This window comes from Mycobacterium sp. SMC-4 (assembly GCF_050205565.1).
Taxonomy (GTDB): domain Bacteria; phylum Actinomycetota; class Actinomycetes; order Mycobacteriales; family Mycobacteriaceae; genus Mycobacterium.
The window spans coordinates 194,159-215,254 of record NZ_JBNMQU010000006.1; the positions used below are offsets into that span (position 1 = coordinate 194,159).

Annotated in this window: 19 protein-coding genes; 12 read left to right on the top strand and 7 right to left on the bottom strand. The window is 67.6% G+C overall.

Features of this window, described 5'->3' with window-relative positions:
• The first annotated feature begins 1 nt into the window (after position 1).
• Genes ACQI46_RS12870 through ACQI46_RS12905 form a run of 8 tightly spaced genes read left to right on the top strand, consistent with a single transcriptional unit; the run spans position 2 to position 8,358 of the window.
• Positions 2–1,351 (top strand): MlaD family protein, encoded by a 1,350-nt coding sequence (locus ACQI46_RS12870; RefSeq protein ID WP_427094516.1) that lies wholly within the window; start codon positions 2–4, stop codon positions 1,349–1,351.
• Entirely contained in the window at positions 1,348–2,400 is a 1,053-nt protein-coding gene (locus tag ACQI46_RS12875; RefSeq protein ID WP_427094386.1) for an MCE family protein, read from the top strand. The genes ACQI46_RS12870 and ACQI46_RS12875 overlap by 4 nt, the downstream gene beginning before the upstream one ends.
• 5 nt (positions 2,401–2,405) lie before the next feature.
• Positions 2,406–3,443, top strand: coding sequence for an MCE family protein (locus tag ACQI46_RS12880; protein WP_427094387.1), 1,038 nt, complete (start codon positions 2,406–2,408; stop codon positions 3,441–3,443).
• Positions 3,440–4,543 carry an MCE family protein gene (locus ACQI46_RS12885; RefSeq protein WP_427094388.1) on the top strand — a complete coding sequence of 368 codons (1,104 nt, stop codon included), beginning with the start codon at positions 3,440–3,442 and terminating at the stop codon, positions 4,541–4,543. Before ACQI46_RS12880 ends, ACQI46_RS12885 begins: the two co-directional genes overlap by 4 nt.
• A complete protein-coding gene (locus ACQI46_RS12890) occupies positions 4,540–5,796 on the top strand; it encodes an MlaD family protein (RefSeq protein ID WP_427094389.1) in 1,257 nt (418 codons plus the stop codon). Before ACQI46_RS12885 ends, ACQI46_RS12890 begins: the two co-directional genes overlap by 4 nt.
• A 17-nt stretch (positions 5,797–5,813) precedes the next feature.
• Complete coding sequence (locus ACQI46_RS12895; protein WP_427094517.1) at positions 5,814–7,043, top strand: MlaD family protein; 1,230 nt, start codon at positions 5,814–5,816, stop codon at positions 7,041–7,043.
• Between the two features lie 20 nt (positions 7,044–7,063).
• On the top strand, positions 7,064–7,636 hold the full coding sequence (locus tag ACQI46_RS12900) for a hypothetical protein (protein ID WP_427094390.1): 573 nt from the start codon (positions 7,064–7,066) through the stop codon (positions 7,634–7,636).
• Entirely contained in the window at positions 7,636–8,358 is a 723-nt protein-coding gene (locus tag ACQI46_RS12905) for a DUF3298 domain-containing protein (RefSeq protein WP_427094391.1), read from the top strand. The genes ACQI46_RS12900 and ACQI46_RS12905 overlap by 1 nt, the downstream gene beginning before the upstream one ends.
• Here ACQI46_RS12905 and ACQI46_RS12910 read toward each other — a convergent pair.
• Together ACQI46_RS12910 and ACQI46_RS12915 are read right to left on the bottom strand one after the other, a co-directional pair.
• Positions 8,348–8,806, bottom strand: coding sequence for a DUF2599 domain-containing protein (locus ACQI46_RS12910; protein WP_427094392.1), 459 nt, complete (start codon positions 8,804–8,806; stop codon positions 8,348–8,350). The two genes, ACQI46_RS12905 and ACQI46_RS12910, sit on opposite strands and share 11 nt — an antisense overlap.
• The gene (locus ACQI46_RS12915) at positions 8,791–10,263 is read right to left on the bottom strand and encodes an aldehyde dehydrogenase family protein (RefSeq protein WP_427094393.1); all 1,473 of its coding nucleotides are present in this window, start codon (positions 10,261–10,263) and stop codon (positions 8,791–8,793) included. The genes ACQI46_RS12910 and ACQI46_RS12915 overlap by 16 nt, the downstream gene beginning before the upstream one ends.
• A gap of 116 nt (positions 10,264–10,379) precedes the next feature.
• On the opposite strand from ACQI46_RS12915, the gene ACQI46_RS12920 reads away from it, so the two are divergent.
• A complete protein-coding gene (locus tag ACQI46_RS12920) occupies positions 10,380–11,147 on the top strand; it encodes a FadR/GntR family transcriptional regulator (RefSeq protein WP_427094394.1) in 768 nt (255 codons plus the stop codon).
• A gap of 8 nt (positions 11,148–11,155) precedes the next feature.
• Here the strand turns inward: ACQI46_RS12920 and ACQI46_RS12925 are convergent, their stop codons facing one another.
• The 5 genes from ACQI46_RS12925 to ACQI46_RS12945 form a co-directional block, all read right to left on the bottom strand.
• Entirely contained in the window at positions 11,156–12,364 is a 1,209-nt protein-coding gene (locus tag ACQI46_RS12925; protein ID WP_427094395.1) for a CaiB/BaiF CoA transferase family protein, read from the bottom strand.
• Positions 12,365–12,397: 33 nt separating this feature from the next.
• Positions 12,398–13,519 (bottom strand): DUF7065 domain-containing protein, encoded by a 1,122-nt coding sequence (locus ACQI46_RS12930; protein ID WP_427094396.1) that lies wholly within the window; start codon positions 13,517–13,519, stop codon positions 12,398–12,400.
• A 128-nt stretch (positions 13,520–13,647) separates the two neighbouring features.
• Positions 13,648–15,216 (bottom strand): AMP-binding protein, encoded by a 1,569-nt coding sequence (locus ACQI46_RS12935; RefSeq protein WP_427094397.1) that lies wholly within the window; start codon positions 15,214–15,216, stop codon positions 13,648–13,650.
• 85 nt (positions 15,217–15,301) lie between these two features.
• Positions 15,302–16,735: a FadR/GntR family transcriptional regulator gene (locus ACQI46_RS12940; RefSeq protein WP_427094398.1), complete on the bottom strand. Its 1,434-nt coding sequence runs from the start codon at positions 16,733–16,735 to the stop codon at positions 15,302–15,304.
• Between the two features lie 4 nt (positions 16,736–16,739).
• Positions 16,740–17,612, bottom strand: a complete 873-nt coding sequence (locus ACQI46_RS12945) for an enoyl-CoA hydratase/isomerase family protein (protein ID WP_427094399.1) — start codon at positions 17,610–17,612, stop codon at positions 16,740–16,742.
• Between the two features lie 116 nt (positions 17,613–17,728).
• Here ACQI46_RS12945 and ACQI46_RS12950 point away from each other — a divergent pair, with 116 nt between their 5' ends.
• From ACQI46_RS12950 to ACQI46_RS12960, 3 genes are read left to right on the top strand one after another with little or no spacing between them, the layout of a single operon-like run.
• Positions 17,729–18,952, top strand: a complete 1,224-nt coding sequence (locus ACQI46_RS12950) for a cytochrome P450 family protein (RefSeq protein WP_427094400.1) — start codon at positions 17,729–17,731, stop codon at positions 18,950–18,952.
• A gap of 22 nt (positions 18,953–18,974) precedes the next feature.
• Positions 18,975–20,246 (top strand): FAS1-like dehydratase domain-containing protein, encoded by a 1,272-nt coding sequence (locus ACQI46_RS12955; RefSeq protein WP_427094401.1) that lies wholly within the window; start codon positions 18,975–18,977, stop codon positions 20,244–20,246.
• Positions 20,243–21,076: an enoyl-CoA hydratase/isomerase family protein gene (locus tag ACQI46_RS12960; protein ID WP_427094402.1), complete on the top strand. Its 834-nt coding sequence runs from the start codon at positions 20,243–20,245 to the stop codon at positions 21,074–21,076. Before ACQI46_RS12955 ends, ACQI46_RS12960 begins: the two co-directional genes overlap by 4 nt.
• Positions 21,077–21,096: the final 20 nt, after the last annotated feature.

Here is a 21,096-nt window from a genome sequence, read left to right on the forward strand (position 1 = left end):
CATGGTGCAGAACTTCGAGTCGGCCGCCAAGGACATCTCCCGGACCAAACTGCTGTTGCGGGGCCTGGCGTTGCTGGTGACGGTAGTGCTGCTGGCCGCGCTGGCCATCGCGAAATCCGAGGGCGTGTTCTCCGGCCACATGCAGGTCGTCGCACTGCTCGACGACGTCGGCGACGGCCTGCCGCAAGGCTCGGACGTGAAGTTCCGCGGTGCCCTCGTCGGACGCGTCGACGGAGTGGCGCCCGCCCTCGACGGGGGCGCGAACTCGGTGGCCATGACGCTGGATCCCCACTTCGCGCAGGGCATTCCGGCGACCGTGACGGCACGCGTGGTGCCCGGCAACGTGTTCGCGGTGTCCTCCATTCAGCTCGTCGACAACGGTCCGGCCCCCGCCCTGCGCAGCGGCTCGCAGATCGTCCAGGACGAGAGCCTGGCCACCGTGCAGTTCCAGACCGCGCTGACCAAACTGCGCAACGTGCTCGGCGCGGCGGGACGACCCGGATCCGACGACACCGTCGGCGTGCTGGCGGCCGTCGCCACGGCCACCAACGGCCGGGGCGACGAGCTGACGCACGCGGGCAGCGGCGCCAGACGCATCGTGGACCAACTCAACGCGGTGATGGCGCCGGACGAGAGGACACCGACGCTCGAGGTGCTCTCCGACGCCCTTCAGGGCCTGCAGTCCTCGGCGCCGGAACTGCTCGACGCGGTCCATCAGTCGGTGGTGCCGATGCGCACGATCGCCGAAAAACGCCAAGAGCTCACGAAGTTCCTGTCCGCCGGTCACACCACCTTCGGCACCATGGGCACCGCGTTCGAGAACCACACCGACCGGATGATCGTCATCACCACGCAGCTGTCCCCGGTGCTCGGCGTCTTCGCCGACGGGGGAGCGGAGTTCCCCAAGATCGTCAGCCGGATCAACAACCTCTCCCACCGCTTCTTCGACGAGGTGTGGAACGAGGAACGCAAGCACGGCACAGGGAAGTTCATGCTGGTGTTCACCCCCAACCGGATGTACACCCGGCAGGACTGCCCGCGGTACGGCCACCTGGAGGGCCCGAGCTGCAAGACCGCGCCGCTCACCCAGGACGTTCCGGCGCTGGCCCCGATGACCGACCCCCGCAACTACCCGCATCCCCGTCCGCAGCCCGGCGGAAATGTGGGTCCGGTCGGCAGCGCCGAGGAACGGGCCGCGATGGCCGAACTCCTCGGCCCCGAACCGAACCCGGCTTCCGAGCTGCTGCTCGGTCCGGTGGTGCGGGGCAACACGGTCCAGATCGTTCCCGAGGGTCCCCTGCTGGCGGCGGAAGCGCCGGGTCCCGTTACGTCAGGAGGGGAGAACCCGTGAGTTATCGACGCCCCCTGATCTGGGTGTGCGTGTTCCTGTCGGTGTGTCTGGCACTGATCTGGACGGTGTTCGTCACGCTACAGCGCAACGTCGCAGGCGAAACCTTCTCGTACAGCGCGATCTTCACCGACGTCTCCGGGCTGAAGGTCGGTGACGAGGTCCGGATGGCCGGGGTGAAGGTCGGCCGCGTCGACGAGGTGGTCCTCGACGGCGACCTGGCCCGGGTCGGCTTCCGCGTCCAGTCCGACCAGGTGCTCTACGGAAACACCAAGGCCTCCATCGTCTATCAGAACGTCATCGGACAGCGCTACGTCGGGCTGTCGCTCGCCGACCACCCCACCACCAACCCGGGCGAACCCGTCGTACTTCCCGCCGGCGCGGTCATCCCGGTGGAGCGCACCGAGCCGTCCTTCGACATCTCCAATCTGCTCAACGGATTCGAGCCGTTGTTCGCGTTGCTCAACCCCGACGAGGTGGACAACCTCACCACCGCGATCGTGCGCTCCACCCAGGGTGACACGGGCGCACTGACCATGCTGATCGCCGAGACCACGCGCCTGGCCGAGTCCTACAGCGGAACCGACCAGATCCTCGAACAGGTGTTGACGAACCTCAACTCCGTGGTCGGCTCGCTGGTCGAACGCGACGGGAACCTGAAGTCGACCATCGACTCCGCCGAATCGATGTTCGACGGATTCGCCCAGCGCAGACAGGAATTCGTGACGTCGATGGATCAGGTCGGCGTGGTGGGCGAACGGCTGGCCAAGGTCATCACCGACGTGCAACCCGACCTGCGGGAGTGGCTGGACCGTGAACCTGGGTTCGCCCAGCACTTCATGGAGAACAAGCAGGGCTTCGCGTACATGGGCTTCAACACGCCGCTGATGCTCAAAGGGCTGGCCCGCATCAGCCAGGGCGGCACCTATCTGGACATCTACGCCTGCCACATCACCGTCAGCCAATTCCCGCGCATCGACAGCCTCATCGATGCGATCATCCGCAACGGCACCCCGGGCGGAAAGATCAAGCAGAGCGCGAAATGTCGGTGAAACCGATGACGAAACTGACCCGCGTACTGCGCCGCCCGGCCGAACACCACGGCACGCTGCGGCTCGGCATCGCGGCCGTGCTGGTCATCGCGGTGACACTGGCCGGTCTGCTCGGCGTGCAACGGCTCGGGCTGGGCAAAACCACCTACCACGCGGACTTCGCCCAGGCGGCCGGCCTGAGTGCCGGTGACCAGGTCACCATCGCCGGGGTCAACGTGGGCTCGGTCAAGGGGCTGCGACTCGACGGAGACAAAGTGGTCGTCACGCTGGAAATCGACCGAAACGTTCACCTAGGTGCGGCCTCTCGCGCAGGAATCAAACTGACCACCCTGCTCGGCGCGCGGTACGTCGAAGTCAAACCCGCGGGATCCGGTGAGTTGACCGACAATCGGATTCCGTTGGCCAACACCGAGGTTCCCTACACCCTGCAGGACTCCCTGCAGGATGCAACGACGACGTTCGAGGCCGTCGACGCCGAGAAGATCGCGCAGTCGATGACCTCGCTGTCCCAGCAGCTGCAGGGCGCGCCCGAGATCCTGCCCCAGGCCCTCGACAACGTCCGGCATCTGTCGTCGGTGCTGGCCAACCGCCGCGACGAGATCGCGGAGCTGTTGCGCAGCACGCAGCACATCGCCGAGCTGCTCGGCAACCAGCAGCGCAGTCTGGGCACCTTGATCATCCAGGGGCACGACGTGCTGGCCGACCTCGCGGCGCGCAAAGAGATGATCGTGCGCCTCATCGACGCCACCACGAAACTCGTGAACCAGCTGCAGCCCGTACTGGTCGACGACCGCGCTCAAACCGACGAACTGCTGGCCAATCTCGACGGCATCCTCACCGCGGTCGGACGCAACGACGCGTTGTTCCGCAATACCTTGCAGATGCTGCCGGTGCCGCTGCGCAACTTCACCAACGCCACCGGTAACGGCAACGAATTCGACTTCTCCTCCACCGGCGGGACACTGATCGACTCGATCATGTGCGCGCTCAGCGGTCGCGCCGACCAGTTCAATCTGCCGAACTACTTCGAGGACTGCCAATGATGCGCCGCATCCTGGGCAAGACCGCGCTCATCGTCGCACTCGCGCTGGCTGCGGGCGGATGCTCGAGCGGGCCCTTGTCCGACGACCGCGGAATGACCATCACCGCCCAATTCGACAGCGCCAGCGGACTCTACGAGGGCAACGCGGTGGCGGTGCTGGGAATGCGGGTCGGCGAGGTGACGAAGATCGTGCCCCGGGGCCAGTACGTCGACGTGACCATGCACATCGATCCGGGAGTCAAAATCCCCGCCGACGCGCAGGCCGTGACCGTGTCGACGTCGATCCTGACCGACCGCCACATCGAGTTCACCCCGCCCTACCGCAGCGGCCCCACCCTGGCCGACCGCGACAGCCTCAGCCTGGCGCGCACCCGCACCCCCGTCGAATTCGACCGCGTGCTGGCGATGATCGACAAGCTGGCAGTGGAACTGCAGGGCAACGGTCAGGGCGGAGGCCCCGTCGCGGACCTGCTCAGCGTCAGCTCCGCGATGACCAGCGGCAACGGTAGCCGCATCCGGGGGGCGCTCGGCGAGCTGTCCACGGCACTGCAACTGAGCAAGGAACGCGGCGCACCGACCGGGGACGCCATCACCACCATCGTCACCAACCTCGACAGCCTCACCAAGGCGGCCGCCGAGAACGACGAGACGATCCGCGAATTCGGCTCTGCGGTACGCCAACTCAGTGCGGTGCTGGCCGCCGAACGGCTGGGCAGCGGGTCGACCGGAGCGCAGGTCAACCAGATCCTGACCGAAACCGCCGATCTGCTCGACACCAACCGGGACGCACTGAAGTCGACGGCGGCCAACACCGAACTCGTCACCCGGGCGATGGCCGATTACCAACGCGAAGTCGGTGAGGCCTTCGACCTGGTGCCGACGCTGACCAACAACGTCTACAACATGATCGATCCCGAGAAGCGGGCCATCCGGGCACACCCCGTGCTGGACAAGGTGGAGCTGAACACCCAGGCCCTCAAGGAGATGTGCAACCTGCTGGGAATGAAGCAACTCGGATGCTCCACCGGGACCATCACCGACTTCGGTCCCGACTTCGGGATGGTCAGCATGCTCGAGGGATTGGCAGGGCTGGGACCGTGAACACCGCTGTGCCGAAGAGCATTCGCCGCGCCCTGCTCGTCGCGGCGTCACTGTCGGTGACGGGTGCGCTCACCTCGTGCGCGATGGGACTCGACCAGATCCCGCTGCCCGCACCGTCCGCGGGCGCAAGCACCTACGGAATCAGCGCCACGTTCACCAACGCGCTGAACCTGCCGTTCAAAGCCAAGGTGCGGTTGTCCGGCGCCGACGTCGGCGAAGTGGACTCCATGGTCGCCCAGAACTACACCGCCGTGGTGAACATGCAGATCGCCTCCGACGTCGCGATCCCGGTCGGCACCCGAGCCGAATTACGCTCGGCCACACCACTCGGCGACATCTTCGTATCCCTGACTCCGCCCGCGGTCACCGACGCCCAGTCGGTGATGAAGCCCGGCGACGTCATTCCGCTGGACACCACCGCGTCGGCTGCCTCCATCGAGGAGGTGCTGAGCACCGCGGCGTTACTGGTCAACGGCGGTGCGATCCGCAACCTGACCAAGGTGGTCAACGGCATGGGCCGCGCAGTCGGCGGCAAAGGCGAGGACCTGGGCCGGTTCCTCGACGAGTCCACCCGGCTGATCCGAAGCCTCTCGGCTCGCTCTGCCGTCGTGAAGCGGACATTGGCGCAGGCGGGTGATCTGGCCGCCACCATGTCGGCGCGTCAACAGTCGATCGACGCGGCGATCGCCGCGGCCGCTCCTGCGCTGGGCACCGTCGCCGACAACACCGGCCGGATTGTCGATCTGGTGGCCCAAGTCAACCGGATCACGATGCAGCTGGCGAAACTCCCCTCGGTGCGGGGCGAACCGTCACGCAGCATGATCGCCGACCTGAACCGCCTGTCGGCCGAACTCAACGCCGCCGCGCTGGAACCCAACGCCTCGCTGGACCAGTTCAATTCGATGTTCGGCGCCGTCCTCAAGGTGACCAACGGCACGGCCGCCCACGTCGACATCGATCTGGCCGACCTCGCGGTCGGCGCCTTCGCCGACCCGTACCACCCCGGCGACGCCGGCAGCCACGGACCGACCCGCGAGGACTTCCGCAACATGGTCGGCAGCATCAGCTACGAACTCATGATGGTGCGCAACAAGTTCTGGGGCGCCCCGACCGCGCCGCCGGGAACCGTACCGCCGCCCAACCTGGTCGGACCGGCGCCCGGCTCACTCACACCGGCACCCTCACCGCCGCCGCTGCTGCCGCCCAGCACGACCGGTCCTGCGCCGGCACCCGTTCCGGAAGGAACGCCGTGAACGCGCTGCGGGCGCTGATGGAGTTCGTCCGCACCCGGCGACTCGGCATCTCTGCGTGCGCGCTGGCCACGATGTTCGTCGTCGGCGTCGCCTACGTTTTGTTCGGCACGCTGCGACTCGACCCCACCAGGTCGGACACCCTGGTGCGCGTGCACCTCGCCGAGACCGGCGGGCTGCTGCCGGGACAGGACGTCACCCTGCGCGGGGTACCGGTGGGGCGCGTCCGCTCGATCGACATGACCGCCGACGGAGTCGTCGCCGTCGCGGCGATCCGGGCGGGCGTGCAGATCCCCGCCGACACCGACGCCCGGGTCTCGGCGCTGTCACCTGCCGGCGAGCAGTACCTCGACTTCCGCGCCCACACCAACGACGGACCGTTCCTGGCCGACGGCGCCGAAATCGCCAGCGACAGAACGCAGACGCCGGTCACGCTGGCGACGCTGCTGGCCCACATGGACGGCGCCCTCCAACAGGTCGACACCGACCAACTGGCCGCCGTGCTCGACGAACTGCGAGTGGGGCCGGAGGGCGGGGACAAGCTCGCGGCGATCCTCGACGGCGGCGCGTTCCTGGTGTCGACGCTGGATTCGGTGCTCCCGCAGACGGTGCGGCTGTTCCGCACCAGCAAGGTCGTGCTCTCCACGGTGCGCGACGTCGGCCCCGGACTGGAAGCGACGTCGACGGATCTGTCGTCGATCCTGGCCGGGGCGAAGAAGATGGACGGCGGCTACCGAACCCTGGTCGACACCGGACCGGACACCTTCGGCGCGCTCGACACGCTCATCGCGGACAACTCACCCACGATGGTGGCGCTGCTGGGCAACCTCACGACGGTCTCGCAGCAGTCCTACATCCGGGTACCGGCCCTGCAGGAGTTGTTCTTTCCGCAGTACCGCGCCGGCTCCGCGCTCGACGCGGTGGCCAGCACCTTCCGCGACGGCGGCGTGTGGGGCGCGGTGAACCTGTACCCGCGGCATTCGTGCGACTTCAACCTGCCGAAGTCACCGCCGACCGTCGGTGACTTCCCCGAACCGTACCTGTACACCTACTGCACCAACCCCGACCCCAAGTACCTCGTCCGCGGAGCGCGCAGCGTGCCGAGGCCGCCCGGCGTCGATGCGGCCGGACCCCCGCCGGGCGCGCACCCGCTGCAGCGGGCCGACCCGACTCCGAAGGGGCCGTTGACCATTCCCACGCCGTATTCGGGACCCGACCTGCCGCTCCCTGATCCGCCGCGCGGTCCCTGAGCCGACTGAAAGGACCCACGATGACCCAGCCCGACACCGTCGACACCGATCCCGGCGACACCGATCCCGTCGACACCGAACCCGAACCTGACGCACCTGCGGGCCGCAGACGCCCGTCGCGGCGCACCATGCTCGTCGGTGCGGGCGCGGTGCTGCTGGCCGGAATGCTGGCCGTCACCGGGATGCTGGGCTGGGAGGTGCGCAATCAACGCATGGTCACCGACGCTGCCACGCAGGCGATGGCTGCCGCGCAGCAGTACGCGGTGGTCCTGACCGGTGTCGATGCCGAGAAGCTCGACTCGAACTTCGCCGCCGTCCTCGACGGGGCCACCGGTGAATTCAAGGACATGTACAGCCAGTCCAGTGCCGGCCTGAAACAGGTGCTGATCGACAACAAAGCCAAAGCCACGGGCACGGTGACGGCCGCCGGCATCAAGTCGGCGACACCGACGAGGGTCGAGGTGATGTTGTTCGTCGACCAATCCGTCACCAACGCACTGAACCCCGAGCCTCGGCTCGACCGCAGCCGACTCATCATGACGATGGAGAAGGTCGACGGTCGGTGGCTGGCCGGCAATGTCGAGCTGCCGTGATGAGGTACCTCGGCCGGGTGATCGGCACCGCGCTGCTGGTCACCGCTCTGATACTGGCGCCCGGCGCCGATGCGGACACCACCTCCAACGGCGTCACCTACGCGGTGGTCCCCGATGTGCGTGCCGGCACCAGCCCGCAAGGTCCCGGACACTGGGCGGTGCACTACGAAAAGCTTTCCGGCGGTGACCCTGCCGTCGTCGACCCGATCAACCGCATCCTCGACGACGAGGCCGACGGGCATGTGTGGCTGTACGCCGCGAGTGCCAGCAAGAGTTCACCGTGGACGTTCCGCTCGCAGGGCCGGTTGATCTTCCGGCCGATGACCGTCTCGGCGCTCTACACCGGCCAATACCACGCGACCGAACTACCGAACATGCCCGTCGACGCTGTCGCGACGCGAGTCTTCGACTCGCGCAGCGGAATCCAGATCGTATGGGACAACCTGTTCGTCGACCGCCAAGCCGGTCTGGAGCGGCTCTCCGAGCTGACCAAGAAGATCCTGCCCGTCGCCTACCCGGCGCCCCCGCTGGGCGGATGGGCCGAGTACGGAACCTCGATGGCGCCGCTGAAGCGTAACTTCAAATTCTGGCTGCCGACCGCAGAAGGCATCGAATTACATTTCCCGGACGGTCAATTCGGCCGGGGAGTGCGCACCATCACCGTGCCGTGGGCCGGCGTCACCGACCTCATCGCACCGGAATTTCAAGCCATCACCAGTTGAACACGTCGTCGGGTCCGCCCGGGTTGCAGCCGGCGTGGAACAGCATCGTGTTCGACACCACCGGCCGCCACGGTTCGAGGTTCCACGTGCCGACCTTGCCCGGATTGGTGAACGCGTTCTGCTGCCAGTAGCAGAAGAACTGGTTCTGCATGGTCAGGGTGTTGGCGTCGGGCGCATGCTGCAACAGTTCTGCCCACGCGTCGTGCAGTTGTGCGCCGTTGCTGAACATGCCCCCCGAACCCCAGCCCCACGCGGTCGGATAGATCCGCAGGGTGGCGCGTTCGCCTTCCGGCCCGGAGTGGTACTCCCACACCGTGTGGTCGATGTACCGGGGGCTGCCCGGCGGCCGCGGCGGCGCGGGATCGGCGTGTGCGGGGGCGGCGCCCAGCGCCGCGGCCGTCGCGACCGCGGCAGCCGCCGCCGCACAGCGGATCAGTTGGTCGGCCATTGAAGTGTCTTGTGCTGCAGATACTCTGCCAGACCGTACTCGCCGAACTCGCGGCCGATCCCGCTCTGCTTGTACCCGCCGAACGGGGCGCCCGGATTGAGTCCGCCACCGCCGCCGTTGATCACGACCATGCCGGTGCGCAGCCTGCGGGCCACCGCGGCCGCGCGGAGCGGATCTGCCGACCACACCCCGCCGGAGAGCCCGTACCGGCTGTCGTTGGCGATCCGCACGGCGTCGTCGTCGTCACCGAACGGGACCACCACCGCCACCGGACCGAAGAACTCCTCCTGCGCGATACGCATGCTGTTGTCGACGCCGACGAACAGCGTCGGCTCGACGAAGAAGCCGCGGTCCAGGTGGGCCGGGCGGCCGCCGCCGAACGCGATCTGGGCGCCCTCGTCGATGCCCGCGGCGATCATCGTCTCCACCCGTCTGCGTTGGACGTCGCGGATCAGCGGTCCCACCATCGTCGCCGGATCCGCGGGATCGCCGACCGAGATGAAGCCGAGTGTGCCGACAATGCGCGCCACCAGGTCGTCGTGCAGCGACCGGTGCACCAGAATCCGCGTCTGCAGCGCGCAGCCCTGCCCGGCGTGCGTGATGAACCCGCCCAGAACGCTTTCCAGCACCTTGTCCAAGTCGGCGTCGTCGAGGATGATGTTCGCCGACTTGCCGCCCAGCTCGAGAACCACCTTCTTGATGCTCTCGGCCCCCTGTCCGTAGACCTTGCGGCCGACGGTGTCCGAACCGGTGAAGCTGACGATGTCCACCGCGGGGTGGCGCGTGAGGGTCTCGCCGGCGGCGACATCACCGGTGACGATGTTCAGGGTGCCCGGCGGCAGGCCCGCCGTCTCGGCGATCTCACCGAGGATCAGCGCCTCCAGCGGCGTGTACGGCGACGACTTCAGCACCGCCGTGCAGCCCGCCGCCAGCGCGGGCCCCAGCTTGGCGAGGTTGAGCAGGAACGGGAAATTGAACGCGGTGATCAGCGCGGCGACACCATACGGTTCGCGCACCACGACACCCTGACCGATCCCGTTGCCGTACACCGGCGGCACCGGCTGCTCGAAGGGGAACTGGGGCAGCACCCGGTCGACCATGTCCCGGAAATGATCGATCGGCGTGCCCACTTGGAGCATCTCGGCGAGCATCCGCGTGGACCCGGCCTCGGTGATGTTCAGCTCGACCAGCTCGGCGCGGCGGCGGTCGAGTTCGTCGGCCATCGCCGCGAGGATGCGGGCACGTTCCGCGGGGCGCATCGTCGGCCAGGGGCCTTCGTCGAACGCGCGACGAGCCGCCGTCACCGCGGCGTCGACGTCGGCGGGGGTGGCCTGGGGAACCTCGGCGATCGTCTCCTCGGTGGCGGGATTGAGCACCTGCAGCGTTTCCTCGCCCACGCCGTCGGTCCAGGCGCCGTCGATGAAGAGTCCGCGGGTGGCCAGTGGGGTCGTTGTCATCGGAGGCTCCTGAGGAAGTGGCGAATGAGTAATATCAGTAAGGCAATTGCCGATGGTCGGCGGAAGACGAGGCGAGGACGGGTGACCTGGTGGATGCGGTGAACCGTCCGAAGAACGTGAGCAAACTGGTGCGGGCGCCCAAGACGGCCGAGCTGATCGCCGATCAGTTGCGCAGCCAGATCGTGCGGGGCGTCCTCAAGGAGGGCGATGCGCTGCCCACCGAAGTGGAGCTGGTCAAACAGTTCGGGGTCTCCCGCCCCACCTTGCGGGAGGCGTTCCGCATTCTGGAGAGCGAATCGCTGATCGTGGTGCGCCGCGGTTCCCGCGGCGGGGTGTTGGTGTGCTCCCCGGAAACCTCCGTGGCGGCACGCCATTTCGGTCTGCTGCTGCAGATGTCGGGAACCACGCTGACCGACGTGTTCGAGGCCCGGAAGGTCTTCGAGCCGGCCGCGGCGGAAATGCTGGCCCGGCGCGCCACACGCGACGACATCGCGGACCTCAAGGCCGCGGCGGGGGCGCTGGCGGTCCTGGTCGACGAGGGCACCGCGGGAGCCGATTTCGCCGAGTGGTCCGCTGCGACGTTCCGGTTCCACGACCTGATCATGGAGCGTGCCGGCAACAAGACCCTGATGCTGGTGGGTGCGGTGCTGCGCGACGTGGTGACCAGACACATGACGCGGGTGATGCGGTCGGTGACCGACCACACCGAGATCGACAAGCAGTTCAAACGGACCGTCCGCACCTTCACCAAGTTCACGGCGCTGGTCGAGGACGGGGCTGCCGCCGAGGCGCGGGACCTCTGGGCCGCGCACATGGACCGCGCCGGCCGCAGCATGCTGTGGGGCGACCTCGCGAAGAAGACCGTCATCGATCTCTTTGTCTGACATGGCAATCAGCCCAGCGCGCCGCTGTCACGCAGTTCGCTGATCCGGTCCCAGTCCCAGCCCGATTCCAGCAGCACCTCTTCGGTGTGCTGCCCGAGCTCGGGAGCCGGAGCGGTGGGCACGACGTGCTGACCGTCGAACTGGTACGGCGGCGCCACCAGACGGAAGTCGCGGCCGTCGGCGCCGGTGACGGTGGGCAGATAGCCGTTGGCCGCGACCTGCGGGCTCTCGCAGACCTCGTCGAACGTCGCGGCGGCCGACCACACTCCGGAAAACCCTGCCAGCACGGACTTCCACTCGGCCATGGTGCGTGCACCAAAAGTCTTGTCCAGCTCGGCGATACACGCGGCACGGTTGACGTACCGGCTCATGCCGTCGGCGAATCGCTCGTCATCGGCGAGCTCGGGCCGCTCGATCAGCTTGCACAGCTCGCCCCAGAAGCGATCGGCCTGAAGGCACACCAGATTCAGCCAGCGGTCGTCGGCGGTGCGGTAGAGGTTCACGATCGGGTTCGGCGCGTCACGCCGGTCGATGCGCGGGATCTCTCCGGTGCCGGTCGCTGCGGCGGCCAGATCCGGGCCCATGGTCCACATCCCGGTGTTGAGCAGCGACACGTCGACCACCCCGCCTTCGCCGGTGCGCTCGCGTCGATACAGCGCCATCGCGACGGCGCCGGCGATGGCGCTGGAGCCCTGCAGGTCGAAGAACGCCGCGGGCTGCGCGGCGGGCGCGTCGGCGCCGGGACTGGTGAGTTTGTGCTGGACCCCCGCAGCCGACCACGCGGCGGCGGAATCGAAGCCGCCGGCCTCGGCCATGGAACCCGCGGTGCCCCAACCGGTGCCACGTACATAGATCAGTCGGGGATGGTCGGCGCGCAGGTCGTCGACGTCGATGCCGAGTTTGGCGCGCACCTTCGGCAGATAGCTGGTCAGGAAGATGTCGGCGCCGGCGGTCAGCCGCACCAGGGTATCCAGGCCGGCCGGCGAGGTCAGGTCGAGCGTGATGCTGCGCTTGCCGCGGTTGGGCACGTGCAGGAACGGATTCGGCGAGTTGTCGTCGGCGTTGAGCGCATTGCGTAACGCCCGCTGCGGGTCACCGGTGGGTGGTTCCACCTTGATCACATCGGCACCGAGGTCGGCCATGATGGCCCCCGCGCCCGGGACGAACGTCCACGCGGCGACCTCGACCACACGCACACCTTCGAACGGTCCGGTCACGTGCTGCTCCTCATCGCTCGCAAGTCCCTGGGATCACCGCACCGCCTGAAGGGCTTCGCGCATGCGGGCGAAATGCTTGGGATGCCAGATGTCCTGGTCTTCACCCCAGCCGATCCGGCCGTCGAATTCCCAGCGCATCAACGCGGTGCTGCCGCCGCCGCGTTCGCAGATGTGGCTGACGGTGAAGCCTTCGGCGTCCATCGTCCGGCCGCTGAGGTCGGTCAGCCGGACGTCCATGTGCGCGCTCCACCCCGTCACCGGGTCTCGGAAGTTCCGCATCCGGCTGGCCGACTTGTCGAGCCGCTCGAAGCGGCCGTCGCGCAGCAGCCATCCATGGTTGAGCGGCGACCAGCCCTGCGCGTCGCCGTCGGCGACCCGGGCGAACGCCAGGAATCCGAGGTCGGCGTCGGCGTGGCCGAAGATGTACTGGATACGTCCGCGCCCTCGTTCGCGTTCGATCTCCCGCCACCGCGGTCCACCGGGGTGGCGCACCCGGGACTGTTCGTCGACACTCTTGGCCGACACGCTGCCCGCGGGCGTGCCCTTGGCCGGCGACGGCGCGCCGCGCGGCGCCCAGGACCGATCCCGGATCGAGTAGCAGTCGATCGGGATGGTCTCGCCGTCCAGGATGAGCTCACCGGTGACACGGCCCAGCTGGTCGAGGTGGGTGTGCTCCATGAACGGGGGTTCGCCCGGCGTGTAGCGGCGTGGATCGTGCACGCCCTCGAACGTCAGGCGCACCGCGAATTGTCTTCCCGGATCGTTGAATTCGACGCGGTAGTCGCGCAACGGGCGCAGCATCGTGACGCTGAACCCGCCGCCGGGGACCACGATCCGGCGCAGATCCGGTGCCGGATCGTCCCAAGGCACCTCGGATTCCATCCGGAAGTACCGCACCTGGTCGGCCTCGGCGCCGCTGTCGTCCCAGACGTACACGCGCCAGGTGGCGGTGCCCCGGTTCGGGTGGAACTGCGCATGCAACCAACCGCCGAGTTTGCGTTCGGGCACGTTGAACGACCACCAGGTGGTTTCCGTCCAGTACGGGTTGTCGTCGGGGGATCGATGGAAGTCATCGTCTGCAGGGAGGAACGGGGTGTCGGCGGTGACGACTCCCGAGTCCTGGCCCGCCGTCGTCGGCGTGCTGGCGCTCACCATGACGTGAGCCTAACGTAAAGGATACTCATTTAGGTGTTGCTTTTCGGAACGGGACTCGATCGCACAACGGCTCCGGGGTGAGGCCTGCCGACCGCTCGTAGAGATGATCGCGCTGACCGGCGACGGCATCAGACCTGCCGGCCGGCCGCGACCCAGTACGGAGTGCGGATGTCGCGCTTGACCAACTTGCCGGTCTCGGTGCGCGGCAACTGGTCGCAGAAGTCCACCGTCCGTGGGCATTTGAACCCGGCCAGGCGGGCCCGGCAGTAGGCGATGATCTCGTCGGCCAACGCCGCCGTCTCTTCGGCGCCCTCGACGAGTTCCACCACCGCTTTGACCTGCTCGCCCCACTCGGGATCGGGGATGCCGATGACGGCGACGTCGGCCACCGCCGGATGGCCGGACAGCACCCCTTCGACCTCGGCCGGATAGATGTTGACCCCGCCGCTGATGATCATGTCCTTGGCGCGGTCGCAGATGAACAGATAACCGTCGTCGTCGAGGTATCCCACGTCCCCGATGGTGAACGCCGATCCGCGGTGCACCGACGCGGTGAGCTCGGCGTCGTTGCGGTACTCGAAGGACTGTCCGTCGAGTCGCTCGATGTAGACGTTGCCGATTTCGTTGGCTCCCAGCGGGTTCCCGTCATCGTCGAGGATGTTGACCCGCACCCCGCGGATCGGACGGCCCACGGTGCCCGGCTTCTCCAGCCAGCGGTGCGGTTTGGCGATGGTGGCCGGGCCTTCGGTGCCGCCGTAGGTCTCCCAGATCACCGGTCCCCACCAGGCCATCATCTCTTTCTTGACCTCCAGTGGGCACGGCGCCGCGGAGTGGATCACCGACCGCAGGCTCGACACGTCGTACCTGTCCCGGATGTGCGACGGCAGCTTGAGCATCCGAACGAACTGGGTGGGCACCATGTAGGCGGTGGTCACCGCGTGGCGTTCGATCGCCGCGAGCGTCTGCTCGGGATCGAACCGGCCCAGGATCGCCAGTGCCTGGCCGACATTCAGTGCACCCAGGTAAAAGCTCTGGCAGCCGGCGTGGTGCATACCCGTCGAGACCAGATGCACCCCTTCGCGCGGGCGGAAGTCGAACGCGCGCCCGAAGATCGCCTGGGCGTTGGCGGCCTCGGACGGGTCCCGCCCATCGAGTGGGCGCACGATGCCCTTGGGCTTTCCGGTGGTCCCCGACGAGTACCGGATGGCGTCACCCTGCGTGCGGTGCGCGGGCGCGGTGGTCGGATGGCCGTCGAGGAAGTCCGGTTCGTGTTCGAAGCCGTCCGGGATTGCCGACGCGTCACCGACCACGACCCGCAGCCGCGCACCGGCCGGGACCGTCGGGAAGCGATCCAGGTAGTCGGCGTGGGAAACCAGCGCTGTGGCTTCGGAATGCTCGAGGATCGAGGTGAACTCGTCGGCCGACAGCGCGGTGTTCAAGGTCAGGTAGCGGGCTCCGATCTCGGTGGTGGCCAGTTGCCAGATGACGGCGTCGACGTCGTTGGGCAGCGCATAGGCAACCACCTCACCGGGACCAATCCCGCGCGCTTGCAACGCATTGGCCACCCGGTGCGCCGCGCCCACCAGTTCGGCGAAGGTCAGCGTCCGACTGCTCGGCGACTCGACGATCGCCGGGGTGGCGGGGTGATCCTCAGCGATCCACCACACGCCGAGACGCTGATCCCATGGATGCTGCATCTGCCCTCCGATCTCAATCGGATAGAACAGTATCCTCAATTGAGCGGCCGCGGGAAGGGTCTCGGAACTTTGTGCGCGTTTCCGGTCAGTCGGGCACGGTCTCGTGCATGTGCGCGCGCATGCGCATGACCGCGAGTTCGGTGTCGCCGGCGACGAGCGCCTCGGCAATGCCCTGGTGCGCCGGGCCGACCGTCGAGGGCAGCGTCGCCGACAGCGCTGCCACCTGCGGATCGTCGGCGGCCAACTGCGAGAAGAACTGCCACCCCAGGCGCATCGTCACACTGTGCACGAGTTGCAGCGCGCGATTGCCGGCGAGGCGCCCCAGGGTGGAGTGGAAGTCCTCGCCGTGACCGAACGCCGGTGCCAGGCCGCGCTCGGCCTCGGCGCGCAGCGCCGTCTCGATGGCGGTCGCATCGGTTCCGCCGCTGCGCAGGTTGTGCGCCGCCTGCTCGACGACCGCGAGCTCGAGCCCCGTGCGCAACTGCGTGATGTGGCGCACCGTCACACCACGTCGGCGCAGGTAGATCGCGATGATGTCGGTCAGCGCGGAGATGTCGGGCTCGTCGACGAACAAGCCGCCGCCGGGACCGCGCCGGGTGCCCGCGATCTGGTGGTACTCGAGGATCCGGATGGCCTCCCGGACGACGGCTCGACTGGCCTGGTACTTCTCCATCAGGCTGGCTTCGGATCCGACGAACGTCCCCGGTTCGGCGCGGGACTCCAGGATGCCCGCGAAGATCTCGCGAGCCAGTCCCTCGCCACGCTTGTCTCCGAGGGTGCCCGCCAGCGCGACTGCCGGGTCCAGACGCTGCACCGTGCTTGGCCTCTTGCGGATGAACGCGGCTTCGGCGCTCAGGTGCCGCCGCATCCGCTCACGGGCCACACCGGGGTTGTTGGTCAGCGTGGCACGGGCGATCGCATCGTGGGCGCGGCATACTTCGTCGGCGAACTTGGTTGGTACCGACGCATTTTCGTCGAAGAAGAAGTTGCTGACCCGAGCGAACACCTCGACGAACAGTTCCAGCACCGGGTTGGCGGTCATGGTGGCCAGCTGGCTGTGCAGCAGGTGGAAGTTCGCAATGGTGCCGACGAAGCCCTGTTGCAAAGTGTCCCGAAGGCGGACGATGTCGGCTTCGTCGGCGCGTTGCGCGGCGATCTCGGCGACCAGTTCCTCGAGGGCGATCCGGGTGTCGAAGATCTCGTCGAGGGTGGCCCCGACGCGCAGCAGATAGATCACGGCGGGACCGATGACGCCCTCGACGTCGGGTTCGACGATCACCAGCCCACCGTTGGTGCCGCGGCGCATGCGTGCGACGTGCTGGTGCTCGACCAGCCTGATCGCCTCCCGTAGCACGGCGCGGCTGACGCCGTAGCGGTCCAGCAGTTCGGTCTCGGATCCGAGCACCTGGCCGACCGGCCACCCCAGGTCGATGACGTCGGCCACGATCTGCTCGGCGGCCCGGCCGGCGAGCTTGGCGCGGCGGGCATCGACGCGGGGAGCGATCACCTCTGGGTTCACGGCGTCACCGGTACACCGGCGGCCCGTTGCGCCGTGGCGCGGCCCGGCGCTCGGTCAGCGGAGGGTTGCCGATGTGGGTGTAGGCCATCCCGTTCTGCAGCGCGGTCGACCGGGTCATGTCCAAAGACTCCCATATGGCGCGGATGGTGCCCTGGATCGCCACCGTGTTGCGGGCGGCGATCGACTCGGCGATGGCCTGTGCGCGATCCCAGAGCGCCGCGCGCTCGACGACCTCGGAGACCAGTCCGATGCGCAGGGCTGTCGCTGCCGAGATGCGTTCCTCGGTGCCCATCAGCGCCCACCGCAGCACCTCGCCGAGCGGCACGCCGCGGTGCAGCATCCCCATCGGTTCGAGCGCCGACACGATCGATGCGTTCGCATGGGGGTCGAAGAACGCCGCGTCGTCCGAGCAGATGATGATGTCCGATTCGTTGAGCAGGTACTGGGCGCCGCCCGCGGCGAAGCCGTGCACGGCGGTGATCACCGGTTTCCAGCACCGGTGGTGGAGCTTCGGCGAGATGACGGTGCCGGGATCGAAGGTGTTCCACACATTGGACCGAAAGAACCAGCTGCCGTCGCCCTTGACGTCGACTCCGGTACAGAACGCGCGATCCCCGGCCGCGCGCAGCACCACGGCGTGGATCTCGTCGGTGTCGCGGACGGTCTGCCACGCCCACGCGAGCTCGCCGGCCATCCGCCCGGAGATGGCGTTGAGCGCATCCGGCCGGTTCAGCGTGATGGTCGCGACGTGGTGCTCGTCGACGCCGAACTCGATGTCCTGCAATCGGACTGCGCCGTCGGTGCCGGCGTCGGGGTGCTCGTGGGGGCCCGCGGCGAGATTTCCCGAGTGGTTTTCCGAAGGGCTAGCCAGAATCATAGAAATGAGTGTACTAATAAAGCGGTATTCGAACGGAGTTAAGAGGAACTCGACATGTGTCGTCTGGATCGACACCCGCGCAGCGTGGCCGGACGTGAGGATCGAGGGGAGCAGCCATGTCGAAAGTGATTGAGACGCTGGAGAGAACAGACCTCGGCACGAGGCAGATGCTCGACGATCCCTACTCTCGATTCGCCGACCTGCGTGCCCACGCGCCGGTCTCCTGGGCGACGGCGAAGGGGCTTCTGCAGGGCAAGGGTGGCTACTTGCTGACCCGTTACGACGACGTGATGAACCTGCACAGCGACGACCGGTTCTCGACCGATGTGCTGAAGAACTCGCCGGCGGGCAAGTTCATCTGGTTGCTGCCGCCGAGCCTGCGCATGCTGGCCCAGACCATGGTGTTCAAGGACGATCCGGACCACAAGCGACTGCGCACGCTGGTGCACAAGGCGTTCACGCCCAAGCTCGTGTCCACGATGGTGCCCGACATCACCAAGATCGCCGAGGAGCTTGCCGACGAGATCGCCCTCGAGCGTGAGGTCGACCTGGTCCACGCGTACGCCGTGCGGCTTCCGCTGGCGGTGATCGCGACGATGCTCGGTGTCGCCGACTCCGACCGCGACATGTTCCACGTCCTCGTGGAGAAGATGGGAAACCAGGGCAGTGCGGTGAAGCAGTACCCGACCGCGCGCAAGCTCGCCAAGCTGTTCGAGGCGCTGATCGAGGACCGGCGACTCAATCCCGACGAGGGGTTGATCTCCGAGCTCGTCCTTGCGAACGAGGGCGGCGATCGGCTGAGCCACCGAGAACTGGTGTCCATGGTGTTCCTGTTGCTGCTCGCCGGCCACGACACCACCGCCAACCTGATCGGCAGCAGCGTGCTGGCCCTCATCGAACACCCCGACCAGTTCGAGCTGGCGCGTCGGCGGCCTGAACTGCTCGAGACCACCGGGATCGAGGAGCTGCTGCGCTACACCTCACCCGTGGCCGACGGGGCGGCGCGGTTCGCCCTCGAGGACATGGAGATCCGCGGCGTGCCGATCCCGCGCGGCTCGCAACTGCTCGGGTCGATCGTCTCGGCGAATCGCGACGAGGCGGTGTTCGACGATCCCGACTCGCTCGATCTGACGCGGAAACCCAACCGCCACTTGGCGTTCGCGTTCGGCATGCATTACTGCCTGGGCCACCAGCTGGCGCGGCTGGAGGGCCGCATCGCGTTGGCCACATTGCTCGAACGCTTCCCGAACTGGGAACTGGCCGCGCCCAGGGAATCACTGCATTACAAGCCCACGATCTCCCTGCGCGGGCTGACCAAACTACCGACCCGGATGTACTGAACACGAGCGGGAAGAGCCGACGATGACACAGACCCAAGAGGCCCAGGACTTCGACCACGCGATCAAGGACGAGGACATCGAGCGGGCCAAGCTGCTGCTCGGGATCGACGCGCCCATCAGCATCGACGAGCACCACCGCCAAGCCAGTGTCGACACGATCCGCCAGTTCGCCATCGGCTACGGCGACGACAACCCGCTCTTCGTCGACCCGAACTACGCGGCCGGCACGCGGTGGGGCGGACCGATCGCGCCGCCGATGATCCACAGTTCACTGTCGCGGAAGATGCTCGGCGACCCGATCCCGGACGACATCCGCAAGGCCACCAGGGGACTGTTTTCGGGGGTGCACCTGTTCGTGTCGGGCCAGGACACCGAATGGTTCGCCCCGGTGCGGCCCGGCGACGAGTTGTACGGCTTCGGCGGTATGGAGTCCACCGAGGTCAAGACCAGCGAGTACGCGGGGCGATCGGTGATCCGGATCCGGCGGGCGGTACGGATCAATCAGCGTGCGGAGATCGTGGCGATCGAGCGGACCATCCTGATCGCCACCGAGCGCAAGAAGTCGCGCGAACGCGGCAAGTACATGGATCTCGAACCGGCCACCTACACCGACGAGCAGATCGCCGAGATCGACGAGATCTACGCCGCGGAAGGGCCGCGGGGTGCCGAGCCGCGGTGGTGGGAGGACGTCCAGGTCGGCGACGCGCTGCCGCAGATGGTCAAGGGACCGCTCACCCTGACCGACATGATCAGCTTCCACGCCGGCGGGTACGGGTTCGGTCCGTACGGGATCGGCGGTGCCCGCGTCGGTTACAAGAATCGGCAGCGGGTGCCCAAGTTCTACATCAAGAACGCCGCCGGCATCCCCGACGTCGCGCAGCGGCTGCACTGGGAGAACGAGTGGTCGCAGTCCATCGGCAACCCGATGGCCTACGACTACGGCGTGATGCGCGAATGCTGGTTGACCCACTACCTGACCGACTGGATGGGGGACGACGGTTGGTTGGTCCGCCAGCACGACGAGATGCGCAAGTTCAACTACATCGGTGATACCCAGTTCATCACCGGCGAGGTCGTCGGCAAGCGAGTCGAGCACGGAAACGGTGTGGTGGACATCGAGTTCCGGGCCACCAGCCAACGGGGCGAGATCACCGCGCCGGCCAAGGCCACCGTCGCGTTGCCCAGCCGCGAACTCGGAATGGTCGTGCTGCCCCAGCCCGACGACGAACTGCGCCGCAAGGCGGTGGCGATGATGGCGCGTCACAACGAACTGGCCCACGGTAAGAAGCAGTGACCCAGGCCGGTTCCGTCAGCGTGGACACCGGCACCGACACGGTGCGGGCCGCAGTCGTCGACGGGGTCGCGGTTCTCACCTTGAACCGTCCGCACCGGCGCAACGCGCTGCATCCGGAGATGTACGAGGCGCTGCCGCGGCTGCTGGAGCGGTTCGCCGCCGACGACGAGATCGGTTGCGTGCTGCTGACCGGCGCGGGCAACACGTTCTGCGCCGGTGGGGACGTCCGCGACGGCGGCTCGGCGCGGGAGGTGCCCGACGGTGACCGCGAGACCCAGATCAGGGAACGCTCGGCCATGCTGGCCGACAATGCCCGCATCGTGACGCTGCTGCACACCATGCCCAAGATCACCGTGGCCGCATTGCCCGGCGCGGCCGTCGGCGCCGGCATGAGCATCGCGCTGGCCGCCGACCTGCGCATCGCGGCACGATCGGCCCGGCTGATCCCCGGATGGGCCGCCCTGGCGTTCTCCGGGGACTTCGGCGGCGCGTGGTTCCTGACCCATCTCGTCGGTCCGGCCAAAGCTCTGGAATTGCTGATCGCCGACCGGCCCATCGACGCCGACACCGCCCTCGGCCTCGGGGTGTTCAATCGCGTCGTCGACGACGAACAGCTCTGCGCCGAAGCCATGCGCTGGGCCGCCCACATCGCGGCGGGACCGACCTACGCCTTCGCCGGGACGAAGGCCAATGTCGCCGAGGCCAGCCAGCTTCCGTTGCCCGAGGCGCTGCAACGAGAAAGTGAGCGCATGGTCCGTTGTTCGCTGACCGAGGAACACCGTCGTGCGGTGAAGGCCTGGATGGCAGCGTCGTCGAAGAAGACCAAATGACATGAGCGTCGAAGAAGGCC

Excerpts from the sequence above, each read along its gene's own strand:
- ACQI46_RS12870 (WP_427094516.1), top strand. The coding sequence starts at position 2 with ATGGTGCAGAACTTCGAGTCGGCCGCCAAGGACATCTCCCGGACCAAA.
- ACQI46_RS12880 (WP_427094387.1), top strand. The coding sequence starts at position 2,406 with ATGACGAAACTGACCCGCGTACTGCGCCGCCCGGCCGAACACCACGGC.
- ACQI46_RS12885 (WP_427094388.1), top strand. The coding sequence starts at position 3,440 with ATGATGCGCCGCATCCTGGGCAAGACCGCGCTCATCGTCGCACTCGCG.
- ACQI46_RS12895 (WP_427094517.1), top strand. The coding sequence starts at position 5,814 with ATGGAGTTCGTCCGCACCCGGCGACTCGGCATCTCTGCGTGCGCGCTG.
- ACQI46_RS12900 (WP_427094390.1), top strand. The coding sequence starts at position 7,064 with ATGACCCAGCCCGACACCGTCGACACCGATCCCGGCGACACCGATCCC.
- ACQI46_RS12905 (WP_427094391.1), top strand. The coding sequence starts at position 7,636 with ATGAGGTACCTCGGCCGGGTGATCGGCACCGCGCTGCTGGTCACCGCT.
- ACQI46_RS12910 (WP_427094392.1), bottom strand. The coding sequence starts at position 8,806 with ATGGCCGACCAACTGATCCGCTGTGCGGCGGCGGCTGCCGCGGTCGCG.
- ACQI46_RS12915 (WP_427094393.1), bottom strand. The coding sequence starts at position 10,263 with ATGACAACGACCCCACTGGCCACCCGCGGACTCTTCATCGACGGCGCC.
- ACQI46_RS12930 (WP_427094396.1), bottom strand. The coding sequence starts at position 13,519 with ATGGTGAGCGCCAGCACGCCGACGACGGCGGGCCAGGACTCGGGAGTC.
- ACQI46_RS12935 (WP_427094397.1), bottom strand. The coding sequence starts at position 15,216 with ATGCAGCATCCATGGGATCAGCGTCTCGGCGTGTGGTGGATCGCTGAG.
- ACQI46_RS12945 (WP_427094399.1), bottom strand. The coding sequence starts at position 17,612 with ATGATTCTGGCTAGCCCTTCGGAAAACCACTCGGGAAATCTCGCCGCG.
- ACQI46_RS12950 (WP_427094400.1), top strand. The coding sequence starts at position 17,729 with ATGTCGAAAGTGATTGAGACGCTGGAGAGAACAGACCTCGGCACGAGG.
- ACQI46_RS12955 (WP_427094401.1), top strand. The coding sequence starts at position 18,975 with ATGACACAGACCCAAGAGGCCCAGGACTTCGACCACGCGATCAAGGAC.